The sequence below is a fragment of the Streptococcus sp. M334 genome, from assembly GCF_000187745.1.
Taxonomy (GTDB): Bacteria; Bacillota; Bacilli; order Lactobacillales; family Streptococcaceae; genus Streptococcus.
Map to the genome: position 1 here is coordinate 30,186 of NZ_GL732487.1, position 18,851 is coordinate 49,036.

The window sequence follows — 18,851 nt, forward strand, 5'->3', positions numbered from 1 at the left end:
AGATAAATGCTAAAAAGCGGTCTATCCTAGCTCTGTCCTTTTACCTGAGAGTTTGAGCAGTTGCCTGCCTTGCCCCTTCGGTGCCTTTACGGTCTCTCCAGAGTTCCGTCCATTTACAGTCATGGAAAATCAAACGATTCGCCACTTCTATTAAACTTCATTCGGTGTTGGTATTTAATTGATTCTTATTTTACAAAAAATGTTGGCTTTTGTCAATGTGTTTATTAGTAAAACTTAATTCAACAGTTTTTACTGTATAAATTACCTCGCTATCTCGAAAATAGAGCTATAATTTCAATAGAAATCATGACTTTTTGATAAATTTTAAAATACTATCTAAACTCATTTACCACTCAGTTCTACTCCTAAAAATTTTCGAATTGCTTCTACCATTTTCTCTGGTTCAGTTGACGAAAAAATACGACTTCTTCCACTCGAGTCATGACTTGTATTATCAAACGCAAAAATTGGTTTATTTTTATCACTAATTTCTTCTACAATAGTTCCTACAACTCCTCCATGATTGATATCTAGATAGAAATCCATCTTATCCAAGGTTTCATTCTTGTTAAAAGGACTAAAGTTTGGATAAATTGAAAGATTCAAAAATCGTTGCATATCAACTACACTATCAGCAAAATTTGTTGGCGCTAATATTGTAAAATGAACTTCCGGTAATTCAGATAGTAGGTATTCTATTGATTCTAGGCTAGCACTATTTGTAAAAATACAAGTATGATAGAGAGGAGCTCTCACTAGATCTCTAAAAGAACGTCTGATGATATCTGTTCCTAATAGTACATCATTCCAATTCAATCCATAATAAAACCACCACAATTTACGAAAACGAGTCAAAGTTAAATGAGTCCATGGTTTAAATTCTGAAGTATAGTGAATAATCTTTGGTTCACAATTTCCGTAGTAATCAGACTGATACCATTCCCTATTCCCACTCAAATGTAGAAATTGATCCCAAACCAACCATAAAATTGTACTCTTTATCCAAATGTAGCCACTGATCACCAAAATACATATTGAGAACACCTTGATCACCATAAACATGCTCATGGTGTTGAACAGTTAACTCTAGTAAACTTTTTGTCGAATGATTTTCCCGCCATTTCCTCGCATCAATCAATAACATACCTGCATTAAAGGTTGTCAACCAACCACTCTGATCAAAATCCTGAACAGCTGCAATGTCATAGCCTTGTAAGTCTAAGGAGAACAATTCATCCAATCTTGCATTTACGATCATATCTGAGTCTAAGTAGAGAACTCTGTCTTCTTGTACTTCATCTGCTATGAAATATCTAAAGAACGTAGCATAGGAAAGGATTGCATTTGGCAAGTGAAAATCGCGAAGATTATGAGCCGTTTTTTTAACGTTGACAATCTCAGAACCAATAACCTTCAGACGATTTCTCATCAACAAAAACCATTCACTAGGCAAATCGTCATTAAATACATAAAATTTCACTTCATGATTATGAACCGATACTGACTTTATCACAGTTTCTACCTTATCCATATAACGAATATCAGCTCCAAGAGCAATCACTTTTTGATACAATTTCATTCCTTCTCCCCACTATCAACTTTTTCTAGTTGGTGACGAATGGCCATCACCATATTCTCTTTGTCCTCTATACTAAACACTTGAATTCCTTCATCAGTTCGATGAGCTACTGTGTCAAATGCAAATATCGGTTTTCCTATTGCCAAAGCGCGCCCAATAATATCATCAACCTCATTCCAGTGGTTTATATCCAGATAGACATCAGCCAACTCTAAAATGCGATCTGAAATCTCTCTCGATTGGCAATATTCATATAGTTGAAAATTACTAAATCTGGAAAAACTTCTTAAAAAATCTGAAACATTCGTTGGCGCCGCAACATGAAAATCAACTTCAGGTAAACTAGCCAGCAAATACTCCAAGCCTTCCAACTGATCCGAGTAAGTATAAACAAAGGCATGGAATTTGGCAATATTCTTAGGTTTAATCGTTAATGTTTCACTATGGGTGACGATTGAATTACTAGGAATATCCTGATGGATGAGACAGTTAGCACCTATGATGACATTGTCACCTATAGTAACTCCTCTAAGAATAACGGTATTAGCACCAATCCAACAATCCCGCCCAATATGAATAGGAGCGCCGCTCATTGCAGTTTTAAACACATGATAGTTATTGAATTGATGATTCGAATCAAAAATTCGTACTCCATCCCCAAACATTGTATCATGACCAATGGTGATTTCCTCAGTACAGCGGATTGAACAATGGTCATTAAAAAAGACCCTATTTCCTACTTTCAAGTTCGCACCACTTGAAACTTCAATACTTGCAAACGAACGAATTGTAATATCTGCTCCCAAATCAAGATGAGCATCTGGAGACACTTCAACATGATGATAATCTCCAACTAACTGTACTATATTTTTCAAATTCATCCTATATTTCTCGATTCTTTTATACACTAAAATTTGTAAAAATGATACTTCTAGCCTTTAAAGGTCACAATAGTTGCACCACTGCCTCCAGCATTTTGTGGGGCATAGCCGAAACTCTTGACATGTTTGTTTCTTTGTAGGTATTTGGTAACTCCTTCACGGATGACACCTGTTCCGATACCATGGATGATATCAACTTGAGCCATATTGTTAAGCAGGGCTTGGTCGATAAAGGCATCTAACTCATTCATGGCTTCTTCATAACGTTTGCCTCGAAGGTCCAGTCTTGCTTGCGGTCCTCGCCCAGAAGTTCGTTTCACAACATTGACTTGTTTCTTCTTAACTTGCTTTTCTTGCTGAGCTTGAACAAGGTCAAATTCTTTCTCTTCCAAGGTCATCTTAATCAAGCCGACTTGGGCTTCCCAGCGGCCATCCTTGAGTTGACTAGTCAAGGTACCACGCTGTCCATAACTGAGCACCACGATATCATCTCCCACCTTTGGAGCTCGTTTTTTCTTGGCCTTTTGAAGGACCTTGTTTTTGGACAAATCTACTTTTTCAGGAGCCAATTTTTTCAGCTTGGCCTTGGCTTCTATGATTTCGTGGGGTTTAAGTTGAGATTTGCTGTGGAGATTTTTGAGAATCTGGTCACTCTCACTTAGGGCCATGTCCACAATCTCAGCAGCTTGTTCACGTGCCTTGTTAAGCTCGGTTTCCTTTTCACGATTGAGCTCGTTATAAAGTTTTTTAAGAGCACGGTTCATCTTGAGATTTTCTTGCTCCACCTCACGGATATTGTCCAAGCGTTTGCGACTTTCTAGCGTCTGCTCTTCCAGTTGCTCAATGATACGATTGACATCATTATCTTGATCGACCTGCTGACTGGCATCCCCTACAATAACTTCAGATAGGCCTAGACGTTTGGCAATTTCAAAGGCATTGCTTCGGCCAGGAACACCCTGCATAAAGCGATAGGTTGGGCGAAGAGTTGCAGTATCAAACTCCATACTGGCATTTTGCACAAAGGCTGTCTCAATACCGTAGGCCTTGAGTTCTGGATAGTGAGTTGTAGCCATGGTCTTGACTTGACGCAGGCGAAGGTCCTCCAGAATAGCCATGGCAAGGGCGGCTCCCTCTTGGGGATCTGTACCAGCCCCCAACTCATCCAAAAGTAAGAGTGAATGTTGGTTAACCTTGCCAAGAATATCCACGATATTGGTCATGTGACTAGAGAAGGTAGACAAGCTCTGCTCAATAGACTGCTCATCTCCAATATCGGCAAAAATTTCTTCAAAAATACCAACACGACTTCCCCTGTCTGCTAAAATCGGCAAACCAGACTGGGCCATAACCTGTGTCAAGCCCAGAGTTTTAAGCATGATAGTCTTCCCACCTGTATTGGGACCTGTAATGACAATAGCTGTTAAATCTTTGCCAAAATGGACATCATTTGCGACAGCATTTTTGACCAAAGGATGGCAGACATGGAGTAGTTGAATCTCTTGATTTTCTGACAGCTGAGGCACAACTGCTTGCCTTTCTTGGATAAAGCGGACCTTGGCACGAATCAAGTCTAGATGGCCGATAATCCAAGCGTCATTAGCAATCTCAGCCGCATGAGGGCGGACACGCTCCGAGATTTCTTGGAGAATGCGAAGCATTTCATAGCGCTCATCTGCTCGCAAACTGGCAATTTCTTCGCTCAGTTTGACCACCTCACGGGGTTCGATATAGACGGTATTTCCACTAGCAGAAATATCATGAACGACACCTGCAATCTTATTGCGGTAGGTGTTTTTGACAGGTAAAACCTGACGGCCATTTCTGCTGGCAACGATTCCTTCCGTCAACATCTGCGCTTTTTGCTTGAGCAGGTCTTGTAAAACATCGCGTACCTGACTCTCGCTATCATGGATTTTTCGACGGATGCGCGCCAATTCTTCACTGGCAAAATTTTCAATGAAACCTGCATCATTAAAGGCTTGGAGATTTCCTTGTAATTGCGGAAAATCATGTAATTTCTCAAACCAGAGGGCTAAGTCTTCCAAGCTGACATTTTCCAGATTGGCATAAAAACTTTGAAGCTCTCGGCTAGACAGAAGCACGCGCTTTAAGAGCAGGAACTCCTCGATATTGAGGTCTGCACCCATCTCCAAACGCTTGCAGACTCCTGCGATTTCCTTGGTTGAGAGAATAGTGAAATGCGGTTGCTCGACGAAAAGAGCCTGCATTTCCTTCATCTCAGCAAAAGCCTGTTTGATTTTATCTGCTTTGGCAGTCGGAGCCAGCTGTCTCAATTGCTCCAAGCCCTGCTCGGTCAACAAATGGGGTTCAAACAAGGCCTTGACCTTATTGAACTCTAATGTTTCTAATATTTTCTTATTCATCTTTATTTCCTTGTCTTTGAATGTCTAGGTGTAGTAACTTTTTACATTCTGATAGGTTCGAGTCAAATCTGTAAACAAAGGGCTAGGAAAATTCCTGCCCTTTTTATCCGATTAAATTTGTCACCCAGATTTGTTTGAGCCAACTGGTTGTTACTGGTATGCTCTGGATGATATGTTTTGCGACGATGCTCTTTTCAAGAGGATTTTGTATAGCTGCCATGGGAATGGTCGCCAAGATTGTCAAAGCCATCTGCAAGACAAATAAGGTCACCAACATGGACAAGATACCTGCTGAAACTTGGAAGAACTTGCCACCCAATTTTTTACTAGGAATCAAGTGTAAGAGGAGACCAAGCAAACGACCGATGCTATAGACTATCCCAAATACAAGCAAGTAGCTGATTCCTGCGTAAAAGACCTTATCCAACTGAAAGAGTTGATCCGATGGGAAAAAGAAAGTCCCCTGACCTTCCTGCGGATTTGCATAAGGGAGCAATAAATGGAACTGTTCCCCAAGTCCCTTATAAAACTGGCCAGCCACAAAAGCAGATGCCATGGCTGAAATCAGGTAATAAACCTGTAAGAGCAGGCCTCTCCGATAGCCGATATAAAATCCCCAAGCCAAGACCAATAGAAGAAGGAGTGAAATCATAAGGAATCCTCAATCTTGCTCTGTTCTTGCTTGCAAGTCACAAGTTTGTGACGGAGTTCTTCTAGCTCTTGCTCCTTATCATCAAATTCAATCTCACGACTGAGTTGAGTTGACAAACAGTTGACTGCCAACAAAAGAGCGATTGTTTCATCGTCTGAACTAGGCATTTGTTCTTTAATTGCTTGGTATTTTTCTGTCGCAACCTTGGCAATTTCCTCCATAAAGAGATTATCATGCTCGCTTGTCAAGGTTAATGATTTTTTCCCGAATGTAAATTTGAATCGATTTAGATTTGCCATAAAATTCACCTCACGATATTATACCAAAATTCGCTAACTTTGTCAGTTTTTACAAATTTGTCTGCTTTTATGGTACAATAGAAACTATGGCAAGTATAACACTCACACCAAGTGAAAAGGAGATTCAGGCTTTTCTTGAACACTATCAAACCAGTCTGGCTCCCAGTAAAAATCCCTATATCCGCTACTTTTTACGACTACCTCAAGCTACCGTTTCTATCTATACTTCTGGAAAGGTCTTGCTTCAGGGGGAAGGAGCCGAGAAATACGCCAGTTTCTTTGGCTATCAAGTTGTAGAGGAAACTAGCGGACAAAATCTTCCTTTGATTGGGACAGATGAGGTGGGAAATGGTTCCTACTTTGGTGGGCTTGCAGTTGTGGCTTCCTTTGTCACACCTGACCAGCATGACTTCTTGCGAAAACTAGGTGTGGGAGATTCTAAGACTCTGACCGACCAAAAGATTCGTCAGCTTGCCCCTATCCTCAAGGACAAAATCCAGCATCAGGAACTGCTTCTCTCACCAAGCAAGTACAACGAGGTCATCGGAGACCGCTACAACGCTGTTTCGGTTAAGGTTGCCCTCCATAATCAGGCTATCTATCTCCTCCTTCAAAAAGGCATTCAGCCTGAGAAAATTGTGATTGATGCCTTTACCAGTGCTAAAAATTATGACAAGTACTTGGCACAAGAGGCTAATCGTTTCAGCAATCCTATTAGCTTAGAAGAAAAGGCTGAGGGCAAATACTTGGCTGTCGCAGTTTCTTCTATCATTGCGCGTGATCTCTTTCTGGAAAATCTAGAAAATCTAGGACGAGAACTGGGTTATCAACTTCCAAGTGGGGCTGGAACGGCTTCTGATAAGGTAGCTAGCCAGATTTTGCAAGCCTATGGTATGCAGGGACTCAATTTCTGCGCCAAACTGCACTTTAAAAATACTGAAAAAGCGAAAAAACGCTTAGGAAGGTAAGTTATGAATTCATTTAAACATTTCTTAAAAGAGTGGGGATTGTTCCTCCTGATTCTGTCATTACTAGCTTTGAGCCGTATCTTTTTTTGGAGCAATGTCCGCGTAGAAGGACATTCCATGGATCCTACCCTAGCGGATGGCGAAATCCTCTTTGTTGTCAAACACCTCCCTATTGACCGTTTTGATATCGTGGTGGCCCATGAGGAAGATGGCAATAAGGACATTGTCAAGCGCGTGATCGGAATGCCTGGCGACACCATCCGTTACGAAAACGATAAACTTTTCATCAATGACAAAGAGACGGACGAGCCTTACCTAGCTGACTATATCAAACGTTTCAAGGATGACAAACTCCAAAGCACTTACTCAGGCAAGGGCTTTGAAGGAAATAAAGGAACTTTCTTTAGAAGTATTGCTGAAAAAGCCCAAGCCTTCACAGTCGATGTCAACTACAATACCAACTTTAGCTTTACTGTCCCAGAAGGAGAATACCTTCTCCTCGGAGACGACCGCTTGGTTTCAAGTGACAGTCGTCACGTAGGTACTTTCAAAGCAAAAGATATTACAGGAGAAGCTAAATTCCGCTTCTGGCCAATCACTCGTATCGGAACATTTTAAGAGACCTAAGAGGCCGAGAATCAAGAATCTCAGCCTCTTCTTCTATCGTGAGAATATGATTATTCACTATCCAGTTTGATTAAGATAGAAACAAAGTTATACTCAATGAAAATCAAAGAGCAAACTAGGAAGCTAGCCGCAGGTTGCTCAAAGCACTGCTTTGAGGTTGTAGATGAAACTGACGAAGTCAGTAACCATATCTACGGCAAGGCGAAGCTGACGTGGTTTGAAGAGATTTTCGAAGAGTATTAACTCTCACCTATTTATGCAAAGGAATCTTATGGAAGTTTATTTTTCAGGAACCATTGAACGGATTATTTTTGAAAATCCCAGCAATTTTTATCGTATCCTCCTCCTAGAAATCAACGATACAGACGCAGAGGATTTTGATGATTTTGAAATTATTGTCACGGGTACCATGGCTGATGTGATTGAGGGAGAAGACTATACTTTTTGGGGACAAATTGTCCAGCACTCCAAGTATGGGGAACAACTGCAAATCAGCCGTTATGAACGTGCAAAACCAACTAGCAAGGGCTTGGTCAAGTACTTTTCTAGTAGCCATTTCAAGGGGATTGGTCTCAAGACTGCTCAGAAAATTGTGGATACCTATGGCGACAATACCATCGACGAAATTCTGCAACACCCAGAAAAGTTAGAAGGCATCGCAGGACTCTCTGCCAAAAATCGTGAAGCTTTCGTCTCCACTCTCCGCCTCAACTACGGAACGGAAATGGTTTTAGCCAAACTGGCCAACTACGGCATTCCCAATAAACTAGCCTTCCAGATTCAAGACTTTTACAAGGAAGAAACCCTTGATGTGGTTGAAAATTATCCCTACCAGTTGGTTGAGGATATCAAGGGTTTGGGCTTTACCATTGCTGACCAATTAGCAGAGGAACTTGGCATCGAAAGTCAGGCTCCTGAGCGCTTTCGTGCCGGTCTAGTACATAGTCTTTTTCAGGCCTGTATGGAAACAGGGGACACCTATGTTGAAGCACGGGATTTGCTAGAACAAACCCTTACTCTCCTTGAATCTTCTCGCCCCGTGGAACTGGACCCCAGCCAAGTGGCCCAAGAACTCTCCTACCTGATTGAAGAAGACAAGGTTCAGCAGATTGATACCAAGATTTTTGACAATAGCCTCTTTTTCGCTGAGGAAGGCATCCGCAGTCACTTGGTTCGTATCCTTGAAAAAAGAAAACAGAAGAGCCAGGATTTAGAAAGCATTCAAAAACATATCGCTACTGTCGAAGAAGAGCTGGGGATTGAGTATGATAATATTCAAAAACAGGCTATCTGCGACGCTATCCAGAACAAGGTCTTTATCCTGACAGGTGGCCCTGGTACTGGTAAGACAACTGTTATCAATGGTATCATCGCTGTTTATGCCCTCTTAGAAGGACTTGACCTCAGGAAGAAAAGCAATTTGCCTATTCTTCTTGCCGCTCCAACTGGCCGAGCCGCTAGGCGCATGAATGAATTGACAGGTTTGCCTAGCGCTACCATACACCGCCATTTGGGAATGACAGGGGACGATGATACCAGTCATCTGGAAGATTATCTGGATGCCGACTTTATTATCGTGGATGAATTTTCCATGGTGGATACTTGGCTGGCCAACCAACTCTTCTCCAATATCTCTTCTAACAGTAAAATCCTCATCGTGGGTGACAGCGACCAGCTACCATCTGTCAGCCCTGGACAGGTTCTAGCGGATTTGCTTCATATTCCCTTGATTCCTCAGACTCGCTTGGAAAAAATTTACCGACAAAGCGAAGAATCAACCATCGTAACCCTAGCTAGTCAGATTCGACAGGGCATCTTGCCAGCTGATTTCACCCAGAAAAAAGCAGACCGTTCTTACTTTGAAATCGCTAGTGGTCATATCCCTGCTACTATTGAAAAAATCTTAGGCGCCGCCCTCAGAAGTGGCATCCCTGCCCGTGATATTCAGGTTCTGGCCCCCATGTACCGAGGGACGGCAGGGATTGATGCTATCAATCAGCTCATGCAAGATCTGCTCAACCCACCACAAAAAGATCAACTCAGTTTTGAAGCTCCCCAGTGCCACTATCGTAAGGGAGATAAGGTCATTCACTTGGTCAACGATGCTGAAATCAATGTTTTTAATGGGGATTTGGGAGCCATCACAGACCTGATTCCTGGTAAATACACCGAGTCGAAACAAGACGAGATTGTCATTGATTTTGATGGCAACGAGGTCTCTTACCCACGTAACGAATGGTACAAAATTCGCTTGGCCTATGCCATGAGTATCCATAAGTCCCAGGGAAGTGAGTTCCCTGTTGTCATCCTACCTATCACCAGTGCTAGTAGGCGTATGCTGGAGCGCAATCTCATCTACACAGCTATTACACGCGCCAAAAGCAAACTCATCTTACTAGGCGAATTACAGGCCTTTGACTATGCTACCCAGCACATCGGAACTGCCCGAAAAACCTACCTGATTGAACGCTTCAGTGATCTATTGGAAAATGTTGAAGAAAAGCAACAAGCGGTCTCTGAAACAGCCACATCAAGTACCTCTGAACAATCCTACATCCTAACCGAAGAAAACTGGAACAGCATCCCAGCCATGATTGGGATTACAGACGCAGACCTCAAAGAGATTTTTGGAAAATAGTACACAAGAAAACCCACCAATTCAGGTGGGATTTTTGTCTATTAAGATTATTTAACTGTTGCTGTGCTTGTGATCAACTCAACAGCTTTTTTGATTGTGATATCATGTTTCAACATATCAGCTGAAAGCAAGCTTTGTACTTGTGCAACTTCCATGTTGTAATCTGCAGCCAATTGCTCGATTTCTTTTTGGATTTCTTCTTCTGAAGCGTCAAATCCTTCAGCCTTGGCAACTGCTTCGATAACAAGGTTAGTCTTAGTACGTGACTCAGCTTCTCCTTCATATTGTTTGTGAAGGTCTTCTTGAGTAGTTCCAGTGATTTGGAAGTACATGTCAGGGTTGATACCTTGACGTTGCAAGTTTCCAAGGAATTCGTTTACTGAGCGGTGAACTTCTTCGTGGATCATTTCTTCTGGAAGTTCTACGATTTCAGCATTTTCTACAGCTTTATCAATTGCTGCACCTTCAACTGCATCTTTGTAAGCTTCTTCTTTAGCAGCAGCCAATTCCTTGCGGTATTTTTCTTTCAATTCAGCAAGTGTTTCAACTTCTTCGTCGATGTCTTTTGCAAGCTCATCGTCAAGAGCTGGAACTTCTTTTTCTTTTACTTCGTGGATAGTTGTCACGAATTTAGCTTCTTTACCTGCAAGGTCTTCTGCTTGGTAGTCTTCTGGGAATGTTACGATAACATCAACAGTTTCACCAGCTGAGTGACCTACCAATTGGTCTTCGAAACCAGGGATGAATTGACCTGAACCAAGTCCAAGTGAGAAGTTTTCACCTTTTCCGCCGTCAAATTCAACACCGTCGATAGAACCAACGAAGTCGATGACAACAGTGTCGCCGTTTTCAGCAGCAGCTTCCTTGATAACCAATTCAGCCAAGTTGTTGCGTTCACGTTCGATACGCTCTTCAACGTCAGCATCAGTTACTTCTTTTTCTAGATCAACTGATACTTCAAGGTTTTTGTAGTCACCCAATTTTACTTCAGGTTTTGTAACAACTTCAGCAGTGATAACCCAGTCTTGACCTTTTTCCATTGAAGTTACGTCAATTTTTGGTTGAGCAACCACTTCAAGACCAGCTTCTTTTACAGCTGCTTCATAAGCGTTTGGTAAAAGAGCATTCATAACGTCTTGGTAAAGTGACTCTTCACCAAATTTTTTGTCGAAGATAGGACGTGGAAGGTGACCTTTACGGAAACCTGGAACATTAAGAGATTTCTTCACTGAGTTGAAGACACGGTCCAATTCTGGTTTGATTTGGTCTTGAGAGATAGTGAAAGTCAAGACACCACGGTTTGTTTCTTTGTTTTCAAATGATACAGACATTCTGTCATTTCTCCTTAAAATTTTTTAAATACAGTCTATTATAACATAAATGGGCGACTTTTTTCAAGTAACGAATGCGCTTTTCAATCACGCTAGAGGTACTTGCTTGCTTCTTTGATACTAAGGTCAGCCATTCTTTCCTTGTTTTTCTCAATGAAACCTGCTACCCAAGCTGGATTGGTTTTGGAGTAGTCTCTTAGAGCCCAGCCAATGGCTTTATTGATAAAGAATTCTGTTTGGTTCAAATTATGAAGCAGAATCTTTTCCATTAATTGAACATTGGTCTTCTCTTTTCTTAACAACTGGTGGTCAATAGCGACCCGTCTCAGCCAGATATTATCTGATAGGCTCCATTTTAAGATTATTTCTTCTAGTTCAGGGTGGTCATACACCAAACTCCCTACTACTCGATCTAGGATATCTACGGTATCCCACCAGGATTTTGTGACGACTAGTCGCTCAAGCTTAGGTAAATCGTTCTCCGTTAGATAAGACTGCATGGCTTTCAAATAATTGGCAGCCACATATTGGTATTCTCTAGATTCTTTTTCCCAGCAAGTGTCTACAAAATCCCAATCGATAATCTTTGTTTTTTTCGCTTCTGGAAAATATTTTTTATAGAGTTTATTTCTTTCTGGCGCCGCAACGCCTAGAAAGAAAAATTGATGACGCATATAGGCCTCCATAGGCCCTGCTTTTTTAGGATCTTTTGCTGCTTCTAGCTCAACAAGTAAATCTGTTAGACTCATCTAAAACTCCTCCTGCCCTACCAAATGATGCTGAAAGGCATAGACTGCAGCCTGGGTACGATCGCTGACTTCAAGTTTGGCAAGAATGTTAGACACGTGGGTCTTGACCGTCTTGAGAGAGATAAAAAGTTCATCTGCGATGCGCTGATTTTCATAGCCCTTGGCGATGAGTTGGAGTACATCTCGCTCACGCGCAGTCAGGTCCTCATGTAGTTCTATGTGATTGCGGTGGTATTCGACCTTCTTGCTGACCTCCTGCTCAATGGCCAACTCGCCAGTAGCTACCTTACGGACGGCATGGAGTAGTTCGTCTGCACTAGAAGTCTTGAGCATATAGCCCCGAGCACCAGCATTTAAGACAGGCATGATTTTTTCATTGTCCAAGTAAGAAGTCACAATTAAAATCTTGGCTTCATGCCATTCTTTGAGGATAGCCAAGGTCGCATCAATTCCATTCATCTCAGGCATGACAATATCCATGACAATGACATCTGGACGCAGTTCCAAGGCTAAATCAATGCCTTGAGACCCGTTGGACGCCTCACCCACAACTTCTACATCGTCTTGGAGGTCAAAGTAACTTTTCAAGCCCAATCGGACCATTTCATGATCATCTACTAGTAAAATTTTCATCTTTACTCCTTTATCATTCCTTATCTAGCAAGGGAATACGAATATCAACTGCCAGCCCTTGCTTGGGAGCTGTTAATAACTGAACCGTCCCTGCCATATCTTCAACCCGCTCCTTGATATTGCGGAGTCCATAACTCAGGTCATCTAAACTCCCCAACTGGAAACCAATCCCATTGTCCACCACCTTCAGCTGCAATTCAAAATCCGTCTGATAGAGGTAAACATCCAAACAGGAGGCTTGGGCATGGCGGAGGGTATTGCTGATCAACTCTTGCAGAATGCGGAAGATATGCTCCTCGATTTTCTTAGGCAATTTCGTCACATTTTGCTTGAAACTAACCTTGAGATCACTCTTGTCCTCAAGCTCTTTTAAGAGGATTTGAATCCCTTCAACCAGACTCTTCTGCTCTAGTTCAACTGGTCGCAAATGCAGGAGCAAGACCCGCAAATCCTTCTGGGCGGTTTCTAAAATGGCTGTGACACTCTGCAACTGGGTCTGCATCTTTTCTCTATCCAATTTCAAAGCCTGCTGGCTGATACCTGATAAAATCATGTGGGCCGCAAACAACTCCTGACTGACTGTATCGTGCAAATCCCGAGCAAGCCGCTTCCGTTCCTTCTCGATGATTTCCTCTTCCTGATCAAGACTGTGATTTTCAGCTTTTTGAAGAGCCTCTGTCAAAAGGTTAAGTTTACCTGACAAGGACTTGAAACTGGCATCCAAATCTGGATCTGCAAGCTGAACCACTTCTTGCCCTGCCAACAAACGCTTGAGATTAACCTGCATTTTTCTTAGAGAAAGCTCTTCAACACCTCTCCAAAACAGGGCTAGGAGACAGGTCATGGACATGCTGAATACCAACAACAAAAAGACAAATTTTTCTGTTTTTTCGACATCGTGCAAGAAAATAGACCAGTCAAAGTCAAGAATTTCCAGCAAGCTGTGGGAAAAAAATAAGACAAACAGGATGGAAGTGAGAGCAATGATTATATAGGCTTGTTTTTTCATCCTCTAACCACCTCCACATCCCCAATTATAGTGGTCAAGAAAATCTTGACACTCTTGTTACTCTTGAGATAGTCTTTAGTTTCTTGATGATAGTGTTCATTGCGGAGGGCTCGCTTGGGCTGGTTGAAAAAAGTCAAATCACCATAGAGACAGTTAACGCTGAGACTGACTTCCACATCAACAGGTACAATGATTTTGGTCGTTCCTACCATCTTTCTGAGGATAATGACATTATCGTGATTGGTTAGAATGACCCTCTCCAGATGAATCGTATCCTTGCCCATGAGGCGAAAAAAATTGATATCATCAAACTGGCAAGTCTGGTAGCTTGAAAAATGATGAAGATTTCCAAACCAACGATTTTTCTCCTTCTTAACCGTCACCACCTCTTCAAAAACCAAATTGGTCTGCTCTTTTTCTTGATTCATCATCGGATAAAGAAGAAAGAGGCTATAGATAACCGCAATAAAAATAGCTAGAATCACAAAAGGATTGAGCATGACGATAAAAAAGAAGAGAATGGTTGCCACTACTAAAAGAAGATTATTGCCCTCTTTACCAGTGTAATAGCGAATCAAAAGCAAAAAGAGGAATAAAATCAGCAGAAAACGCGAAAAATGCTCTGATAGCATCAAAATCAGAGCTCCTGTCAAAAGACAGGCTTCGATAAATAAAAAGATTTTAAATTTTCTCATAGGTTCATCCTCTCCCCTCTATTTTATCACAATTCAAAAAAGTCACCTCAGTCTGAAGATGGAAAAAAGGCGGTGGTTACGCCTTTTTCATCTGATCATTTGCTTCTTTTAATTTTCCGTATAGAAGATAGTCTACTTTTTGCAGATCTGCTATGGTGGCACAATTAAGGGCACACATGATCAAGCGTAGATCTGCTTTCCAGCCTTGGATAATGCCGATCACTTCTTCAATCGTATAGCTTTCAACCAATTCCAGAACTGTTCGAGACAGCCCCACAGCCTTGGCACCAAAGACCAAGCACTTAATCATATCCAGCGGATTCCGAACCCCTCCACTGACCAAGAGTTCGACCTTGTCTTTCCATTCTTGGGCATTGAGAAGGGCCTGCATGGTGGACTGACCCCATTGATCGAGGTAATCACGCTGGCCACTGCGACGGTTTTCGATATAGGCAAAGCTGGTACCACCACGACCCGATAGGTCAAATGTTTGAACGCCCAGCTCATAGGCTCTCTCAATGGTCTTGGCATCCATTCCAAAGCCGACTTCCTTTAAAACGATTGGAACGGGGATTTGCTTGCTATAGTCTGCCAGATGCGATTGCCAGCTTCTGAACATTCTTTCTCCCTCAGGCATGAGTAATTCCTGCATGACATTGACATGCACTTGCAGGAGGAGAGGATTCATCTCTACCACAGTATGAAGACCCAACTCAACAGGCTTGTCCAATCCAATATTGGTTCCAAGGAGGAGACTTGGATGATCAGACTTGACAGAAAAAGAGTCATCTGTTGGATCCTTGAGGGCTGCACTATATGAACCCGTTACAAACAAAATCCCACAGGCTTCTGCCACTTGAGCCAGCTTTTGATTGATTTCTTTACCTTTTTCGCTCCCACCTGTCATGGCATTGATATAAAAAGGAAAGTCCCACTTTCGACCTGCAAATTCTGTAGACAAATCAATCTCATCCAGGTCGTAAAGAGGCAAGGAAGAATGAATCAACTCCACCTCATCAAAGCTATTATAAGAACTTTTCTGCTCAAGGGCATAGCGGATGTGCTCATCCTTACGATTTGTCGTCATGTCCTATCCTTTCTTGGTATAAGAGCTCAATCCCCAGATCGGCCCAACGATTTTTTAAGGTTTCGGTTGATTGCGCATTAAAACTCAAGGCAATACCACAATCACCACCACCAGCGCCGCTACTCTTAGCAACAGCTTGCAAATCTTGACTAGCTTCTTTCAACTGTCTGAGCGAAGGCGTGTAAATATCTGCGCTCAAACCTTCTAAGAGCTTGCTGGCTACTTCTACTTGCTTGACAACTTTTTCGGCTTTTCCTTGCTCCAAAGCAGCTACCAAAGCAGCTACCGTTTCTTTTGAGGAATTTAAAAAATTCTGATTGATATTTTGCTTGATTTGCTTGACCATATCACTAGATACAGCCACTTCCTTGGTCCATCCCACTAGAAAATCACATTCTAGGGCTGGTTTCACTTGTGAGATAGAAAAGCCCCAATCACGCTCCAAAACTGTTGCCAAGTTTTCTTCTTCCAACCAAGCAGCCACCTTCTGGCGATCAAAAGACTGGTAGAGAACCAAATCCTCTGCCACAATACAGGCAAGGTCCCCCATAGAACCATTGTCTCCTCGTTTGAGCAAGACAGCGCTGGCTAACTTGAATAAGAGTTCCTGATCAACCGCAAGATCATAGAGAGCCAGCAGAGCCTTGACAACCAAGACAACGACGCTACCGCTAGATCCTAGACCAAACTTTTTCCCTCCTCGTTCCATTTTTCCTTGGATTTCTAGAGAAAAAGGTCGTAAGGTCTGACCACGATAAGTCAGGAAATCTTCCACTAAAGCAATCGTTTCTTGAATCAAACTATAGTCAGGATTTGGCGTTAAATCCACTTCGAAATCAAACATATCCGAATAAATAAGGTAACTATCAGAAAAAGCAATCTCGCCCTTCATATAGATGGGAATGGCCTTTATCAAGGCTAACTGCCCTGACTCTAAAATAGCGTACTCACCCGCCCAATAGAGTTTTCCGCAAGTTTTAACAGCAATCATCTTGGCTCAAATCCTTTGTTTTTGACACAATCAAACGATAACGTTGACCGAAGATTTCTGATAAATGCTCCAAGTCTTTCTCTTGACAGAGGACCTTGACATTGGGACCAGCATCCATAGTAAAGTAGCAGGCTTCCCCTTGCTCACGAAGCTGGCGGACAAAGTCCATGGCTTCATAGCTTGCATCCGTCAGATAAGAAAAGGCTGGTGATGCTGTTTTTGTCGTAGCGTGCATAGCAAGGGCATTTTTCTCCGTTAACTCCCCAACCTTGGCAAAGTCATTTCCTTTGAGATAAACCAGCATATTCTGATAATCCTTCTCAGACTGACGCACCCAGTCATCAAAGGTCGTCGAGGTTTCCACACAAAGTTTCATCCCGTCACGACTAGAAATTGGTTTTTTCTTGTCCTCTAGCACCAACATAATCATAGCTAGTTTCAAGTCTGTCTCTACAGGGTAAATTTCCCCGCTATCCTTGTCCCAGGCACCAAGTGGTCCATAAAAACTCCGAGAAGAAGATCCTGAGGCAAACTTAGCCTCCTGTGCTAACTGACTTCTATCCAATCCAAGCTGGAAATAGGCATTGCAAGCCTTGACCAAGGCGGACAAACCACTAGAACTTGAGGACAGGCCCGCTGCGGTAGGCATATTGTTTTGAGTATCAATACGAACAAAGCCTTCACCAGCTGGACGGTAACGGTCAATAATCTTACTCATCTTGGCATGCTCCGCCTCATTTTGTAGCTGACCATTGATATAAAAGACATCAGCTGTCGCATCCGTCGGTAGAGGTGACAAAGTCGTCTCCGTATACATATTTTCTAAAGTCAGAGAAATACTGCTAGTAGCAGGCACCATCTCTTTTTCTTGTTTCTTTCCCCAATATTTGATAATAGCAATATTTGCGTAGGAACGTACTGTTACAGGCTCTCTATCCATGTCTGAACAGCTCCTTTCTCTTCTAATCTTTCTGCTAGTTCTTGTGCGTGTGTTAAATTGTCTGCCAAGGCTATGATACAGCCTCCAAGCCCACCACCGCTCATCTTAGCACCCAGAGCACCATGGCTAAGAGCCGTTTCAACCAAAGAGTCTGCCTCAGGGCTACTGACACCAATTTCTTTTAAATGTAAGTGTGCTTGACTGAGGATTTGTCCCAATCCTTCAGCATCTTTTTGTGAAATCGCATCTTCTGCTTGCTGGGTTAATTCTCCTAAGGCATGCAAAAACGGTAGGGCATCCTTGCCCTTACTTTGAACCACTTGGATGGCTTCACGAGTGTGACCATACACGCCCGTATCGGCAATCACCAAATAGGCGGATAAATCCATCTCAAGCTCTGTAAATCCTACGTTCTTGATAAAGCGAATAGGTTGGTCACTGAGACAGGTCTTAGCATCCAAACCACTAGGATTCATATGGGCAATCATCTCAGACCTATTGACCAAGATTTCTAGTACATCATGAGGCAGATTTGCCTGATAGTAGTCAAATACTGCACGAATGGCCGCTATGCTGATAGCAGCTGATGAACCCATTCCCCGTTTTTCAGGGATAGCCGAGTCAATCTCACAGCGAATGCAAGCTTCTTTGATATCCAAATACTCCAGCGAAGCATAAACTGCCATGGACAAGGTATCCTCCTCATAGAGGCGCCAAGGACTCTCTGCAGGAACTACCTTACAAATCACCTCCACCTCCAAAAGAGGCAGGGAAATGGCAGGATAACCGTAAACGACCGCATGCTCCCCTATTAAGATAATCTTACTATGTGCCTGACCGACACCAATTTTTTTTGTCATGTTTTCCTTTTGCTAGACGAAAAAGCCGTCCCATACTCAATGAAAATCAAAAAGCAAACTAGGAAGCTAGCCGCAGGCTGTACTTGAGTACGGTAAGGCGACGCTGACGTGGTTTGAAGAGATTTTCGAAGAGTATTATTTTTTCCTACAAGTATTGATTCTCTCCTATCTATTTTATTATATTTTCACAAAAAAAGCGATTGTTTCCATTCACAATCGCTTCTTTCATTATTGGATCCATTCACCATTATAGTTGACGTAGTAGCCATCTACAGTGGTATTCACTGCCAAAGCACCTGAGCTGTAAGCATAGTACCATTTGCCATTGACCTGGAACCAACCTGTCTTCATATCACCATTTTTATTATCTAAGTAATACCATGTTGATCCATCTTGATACCAACCAGTTGTCATAGCTCCTGATGAACGGAGATAGTACCAACGGTTACCAACATATACCCAACCTGTCTTCATATCACCATTTTTATTATCTAAATAATACCAAGTTGAACCATCTTGATACCA

At 42.2% G+C, this 18,851-nt stretch carries 17 protein-coding genes, 2 pseudogenes and 1 riboswitch; of the genes and pseudogenes, 4 read left to right on the top strand and 15 right to left on the bottom strand.

Annotation, left to right across the window (positions count from 1 at the left end; genetic code table 11):
- Positions 1 to 22: 22 nt before the first annotated feature.
- Positions 23 to 111, bottom strand: a riboswitch (glycine riboswitch).
- Between the two features lie 231 nt (positions 112 to 342).
- The 5 genes and pseudogenes from HMPREF0851_RS16695 to zapA all read right to left on the bottom strand — a co-directional run bounded on the left by HMPREF0851_RS16695 (position 343) and on the right by zapA (position 5,798).
- Positions 343 to 1,573, bottom strand: a pseudogene (locus HMPREF0851_RS16695) (glycosyltransferase).
- Positions 1,574 to 1,575: 2 nt separating this feature from the next.
- A complete protein-coding gene (locus HMPREF0851_RS08865) occupies positions 1,576 to 2,460 on the bottom strand; it encodes an acyltransferase (protein ID WP_001049882.1) in 885 nt (294 codons plus the stop codon).
- A gap of 50 nt (positions 2,461 to 2,510) precedes the next feature.
- Positions 2,511 to 4,847 carry an endonuclease MutS2 gene (locus tag HMPREF0851_RS08870; protein ID WP_001035050.1) on the bottom strand — a complete coding sequence of 779 codons (2,337 nt, stop codon included), beginning with the start codon at positions 4,845 to 4,847 and terminating at the stop codon, positions 2,511 to 2,513.
- Positions 4,848 to 4,950: 103 nt separating this feature from the next.
- Complete coding sequence (locus HMPREF0851_RS08875; RefSeq protein WP_000624514.1) at positions 4,951 to 5,499, bottom strand: CvpA family protein; 549 nt, start codon at positions 5,497 to 5,499, stop codon at positions 4,951 to 4,953.
- On the bottom strand, positions 5,496 to 5,798 hold the full coding sequence (gene zapA / locus HMPREF0851_RS08880; RefSeq protein ID WP_000002021.1) for a cell division protein ZapA: 303 nt from the start codon (positions 5,796 to 5,798) through the stop codon (positions 5,496 to 5,498). Before zapA ends, HMPREF0851_RS08875 begins: the two co-directional genes overlap by 4 nt.
- A gap of 86 nt (positions 5,799 to 5,884) precedes the next feature.
- Between zapA and rnhC the strand changes: the two genes are divergently transcribed.
- The 4 genes from rnhC (at position 5,885) to HMPREF0851_RS08900 (ending at position 10,031) form a co-directional block, all read left to right on the top strand.
- Positions 5,885 to 6,766: a ribonuclease HIII gene (rnhC, locus tag HMPREF0851_RS08885; RefSeq protein ID WP_000146886.1), complete on the top strand. Its 882-nt coding sequence runs from the start codon at positions 5,885 to 5,887 to the stop codon at positions 6,764 to 6,766.
- 3 nt (positions 6,767 to 6,769) lie between these two features.
- Positions 6,770 to 7,384 carry a signal peptidase I gene (gene lepB, locus HMPREF0851_RS08890; protein WP_001083982.1) on the top strand — a complete coding sequence of 205 codons (615 nt, stop codon included), beginning with the start codon at positions 6,770 to 6,772 and terminating at the stop codon, positions 7,382 to 7,384.
- Between the two features lie 105 nt (positions 7,385 to 7,489).
- Positions 7,490 to 7,636, top strand: a complete 147-nt coding sequence (locus tag HMPREF0851_RS16465; protein WP_025169861.1) for a hypothetical protein — start codon at positions 7,490 to 7,492, stop codon at positions 7,634 to 7,636.
- Between the two features lie 28 nt (positions 7,637 to 7,664).
- Entirely contained in the window at positions 7,665 to 10,031 is a 2,367-nt protein-coding gene (locus HMPREF0851_RS08900; RefSeq protein WP_000454529.1) for an ATP-dependent RecD-like DNA helicase, read from the top strand.
- Positions 10,032 to 10,078: 47 nt separating this feature from the next.
- Here HMPREF0851_RS08900 and tig read toward each other — a convergent pair whose 3' ends face one another.
- The 10 genes and pseudogenes from tig to HMPREF0851_RS08955 form a co-directional block, all read right to left on the bottom strand.
- Complete coding sequence (tig, locus tag HMPREF0851_RS08905; RefSeq protein ID WP_000116483.1) at positions 10,079 to 11,362, bottom strand: trigger factor; 1,284 nt, start codon at positions 11,360 to 11,362, stop codon at positions 10,079 to 10,081.
- A gap of 92 nt (positions 11,363 to 11,454) precedes the next feature.
- Positions 11,455 to 12,111 (bottom strand): DNA alkylation repair protein, encoded by a 657-nt coding sequence (locus HMPREF0851_RS08910; RefSeq protein ID WP_000059641.1) that lies wholly within the window; start codon positions 12,109 to 12,111, stop codon positions 11,455 to 11,457.
- Positions 12,112 to 12,744, bottom strand: a complete 633-nt coding sequence (locus HMPREF0851_RS08915) for a response regulator transcription factor (RefSeq protein WP_000698427.1) — start codon at positions 12,742 to 12,744, stop codon at positions 12,112 to 12,114. It lies immediately after the preceding gene.
- 13 nt (positions 12,745 to 12,757) lie between these two features.
- On the bottom strand, positions 12,758 to 13,753 hold the full coding sequence (locus tag HMPREF0851_RS08920) for a sensor histidine kinase (RefSeq protein WP_000743649.1): 996 nt from the start codon (positions 13,751 to 13,753) through the stop codon (positions 12,758 to 12,760).
- A complete protein-coding gene (gene liaF, locus HMPREF0851_RS08925; protein WP_001224630.1) occupies positions 13,750 to 14,448 on the bottom strand; it encodes a cell wall-active antibiotics response protein LiaF in 699 nt (232 codons plus the stop codon). Before liaF ends, HMPREF0851_RS08920 begins: the two co-directional genes overlap by 4 nt.
- Before the next feature lie 76 nt (positions 14,449 to 14,524).
- Positions 14,525 to 15,535, bottom strand: coding sequence for a type 2 isopentenyl-diphosphate Delta-isomerase (gene fni, locus HMPREF0851_RS08930; RefSeq protein WP_000210651.1), 1,011 nt, complete (start codon positions 15,533 to 15,535; stop codon positions 14,525 to 14,527).
- Positions 15,519 to 16,526, bottom strand: coding sequence for a phosphomevalonate kinase (locus HMPREF0851_RS08935; protein ID WP_000562446.1), 1,008 nt, complete (start codon positions 16,524 to 16,526; stop codon positions 15,519 to 15,521). The genes fni and HMPREF0851_RS08935 overlap by 17 nt, the downstream gene beginning before the upstream one ends.
- Complete coding sequence (mvaD, locus tag HMPREF0851_RS08940; protein WP_000373477.1) at positions 16,513 to 17,466, bottom strand: diphosphomevalonate decarboxylase; 954 nt, start codon at positions 17,464 to 17,466, stop codon at positions 16,513 to 16,515. The genes HMPREF0851_RS08935 and mvaD overlap by 14 nt, the downstream gene beginning before the upstream one ends.
- Positions 17,448 to 18,326: a mevalonate kinase gene (mvk, locus tag HMPREF0851_RS08945; protein WP_000162299.1), complete on the bottom strand. Its 879-nt coding sequence runs from the start codon at positions 18,324 to 18,326 to the stop codon at positions 17,448 to 17,450. The genes mvaD and mvk overlap by 19 nt, the downstream gene beginning before the upstream one ends.
- 228 nt (positions 18,327 to 18,554) lie before the next feature.
- Positions 18,555 to 18,851: pseudogene (locus tag HMPREF0851_RS08955) on the bottom strand (N-acetylmuramoyl-L-alanine amidase family protein); the annotation flags it as partial.

Excerpts from the sequence above, each read along its gene's own strand:
- liaF (WP_001224630.1), bottom strand. The coding sequence starts at position 14,448 with ATGAGAAAATTTAAAATCTTTTTATTTATCGAAGCCTGTCTTTTGACA.
- HMPREF0851_RS08865 (WP_001049882.1), bottom strand. The coding sequence starts at position 2,460 with ATGAATTTGAAAAATATAGTACAGTTAGTTGGAGATTATCATCATGTT.
- tig (WP_000116483.1), bottom strand. The coding sequence starts at position 11,362 with ATGTCTGTATCATTTGAAAACAAAGAAACAAACCGTGGTGTCTTGACT.
- HMPREF0851_RS08875 (WP_000624514.1), bottom strand. The coding sequence starts at position 5,499 with ATGATTTCACTCCTTCTTCTATTGGTCTTGGCTTGGGGATTTTATATC.
- rnhC (WP_000146886.1), top strand. The coding sequence starts at position 5,885 with ATGGCAAGTATAACACTCACACCAAGTGAAAAGGAGATTCAGGCTTTT.
- HMPREF0851_RS08900 (WP_000454529.1), top strand. The coding sequence starts at position 7,665 with ATGGAAGTTTATTTTTCAGGAACCATTGAACGGATTATTTTTGAAAAT.
- mvaD (WP_000373477.1), bottom strand. The coding sequence starts at position 17,466 with ATGGATAGAGAGCCTGTAACAGTACGTTCCTACGCAAATATTGCTATT.
- HMPREF0851_RS08915 (WP_000698427.1), bottom strand. The coding sequence starts at position 12,744 with ATGAAAATTTTACTAGTAGATGATCATGAAATGGTCCGATTGGGCTTG.
- HMPREF0851_RS08920 (WP_000743649.1), bottom strand. The coding sequence starts at position 13,753 with ATGAAAAAACAAGCCTATATAATCATTGCTCTCACTTCCATCCTGTTT.
- HMPREF0851_RS16465 (WP_025169861.1), top strand. The coding sequence starts at position 7,490 with ATGAAAATCAAAGAGCAAACTAGGAAGCTAGCCGCAGGTTGCTCAAAG.
- HMPREF0851_RS08870 (WP_001035050.1), bottom strand. The coding sequence starts at position 4,847 with ATGAATAAGAAAATATTAGAAACATTAGAGTTCAATAAGGTCAAGGCC.
- HMPREF0851_RS08910 (WP_000059641.1), bottom strand. The coding sequence starts at position 12,111 with ATGAGTCTAACAGATTTACTTGTTGAGCTAGAAGCAGCAAAAGATCCT.
- lepB (WP_001083982.1), top strand. The coding sequence starts at position 6,770 with ATGAATTCATTTAAACATTTCTTAAAAGAGTGGGGATTGTTCCTCCTG.
- HMPREF0851_RS08935 (WP_000562446.1), bottom strand. The coding sequence starts at position 16,526 with ATGATTGCTGTTAAAACTTGCGGAAAACTCTATTGGGCGGGTGAGTAC.
- mvk (WP_000162299.1), bottom strand. The coding sequence starts at position 18,326 with ATGACAAAAAAAATTGGTGTCGGTCAGGCACATAGTAAGATTATCTTA.
- zapA (WP_000002021.1), bottom strand. The coding sequence starts at position 5,798 with ATGGCAAATCTAAATCGATTCAAATTTACATTCGGGAAAAAATCATTA.
- fni (WP_000210651.1), bottom strand. The coding sequence starts at position 15,535 with ATGACGACAAATCGTAAGGATGAGCACATCCGCTATGCCCTTGAGCAG.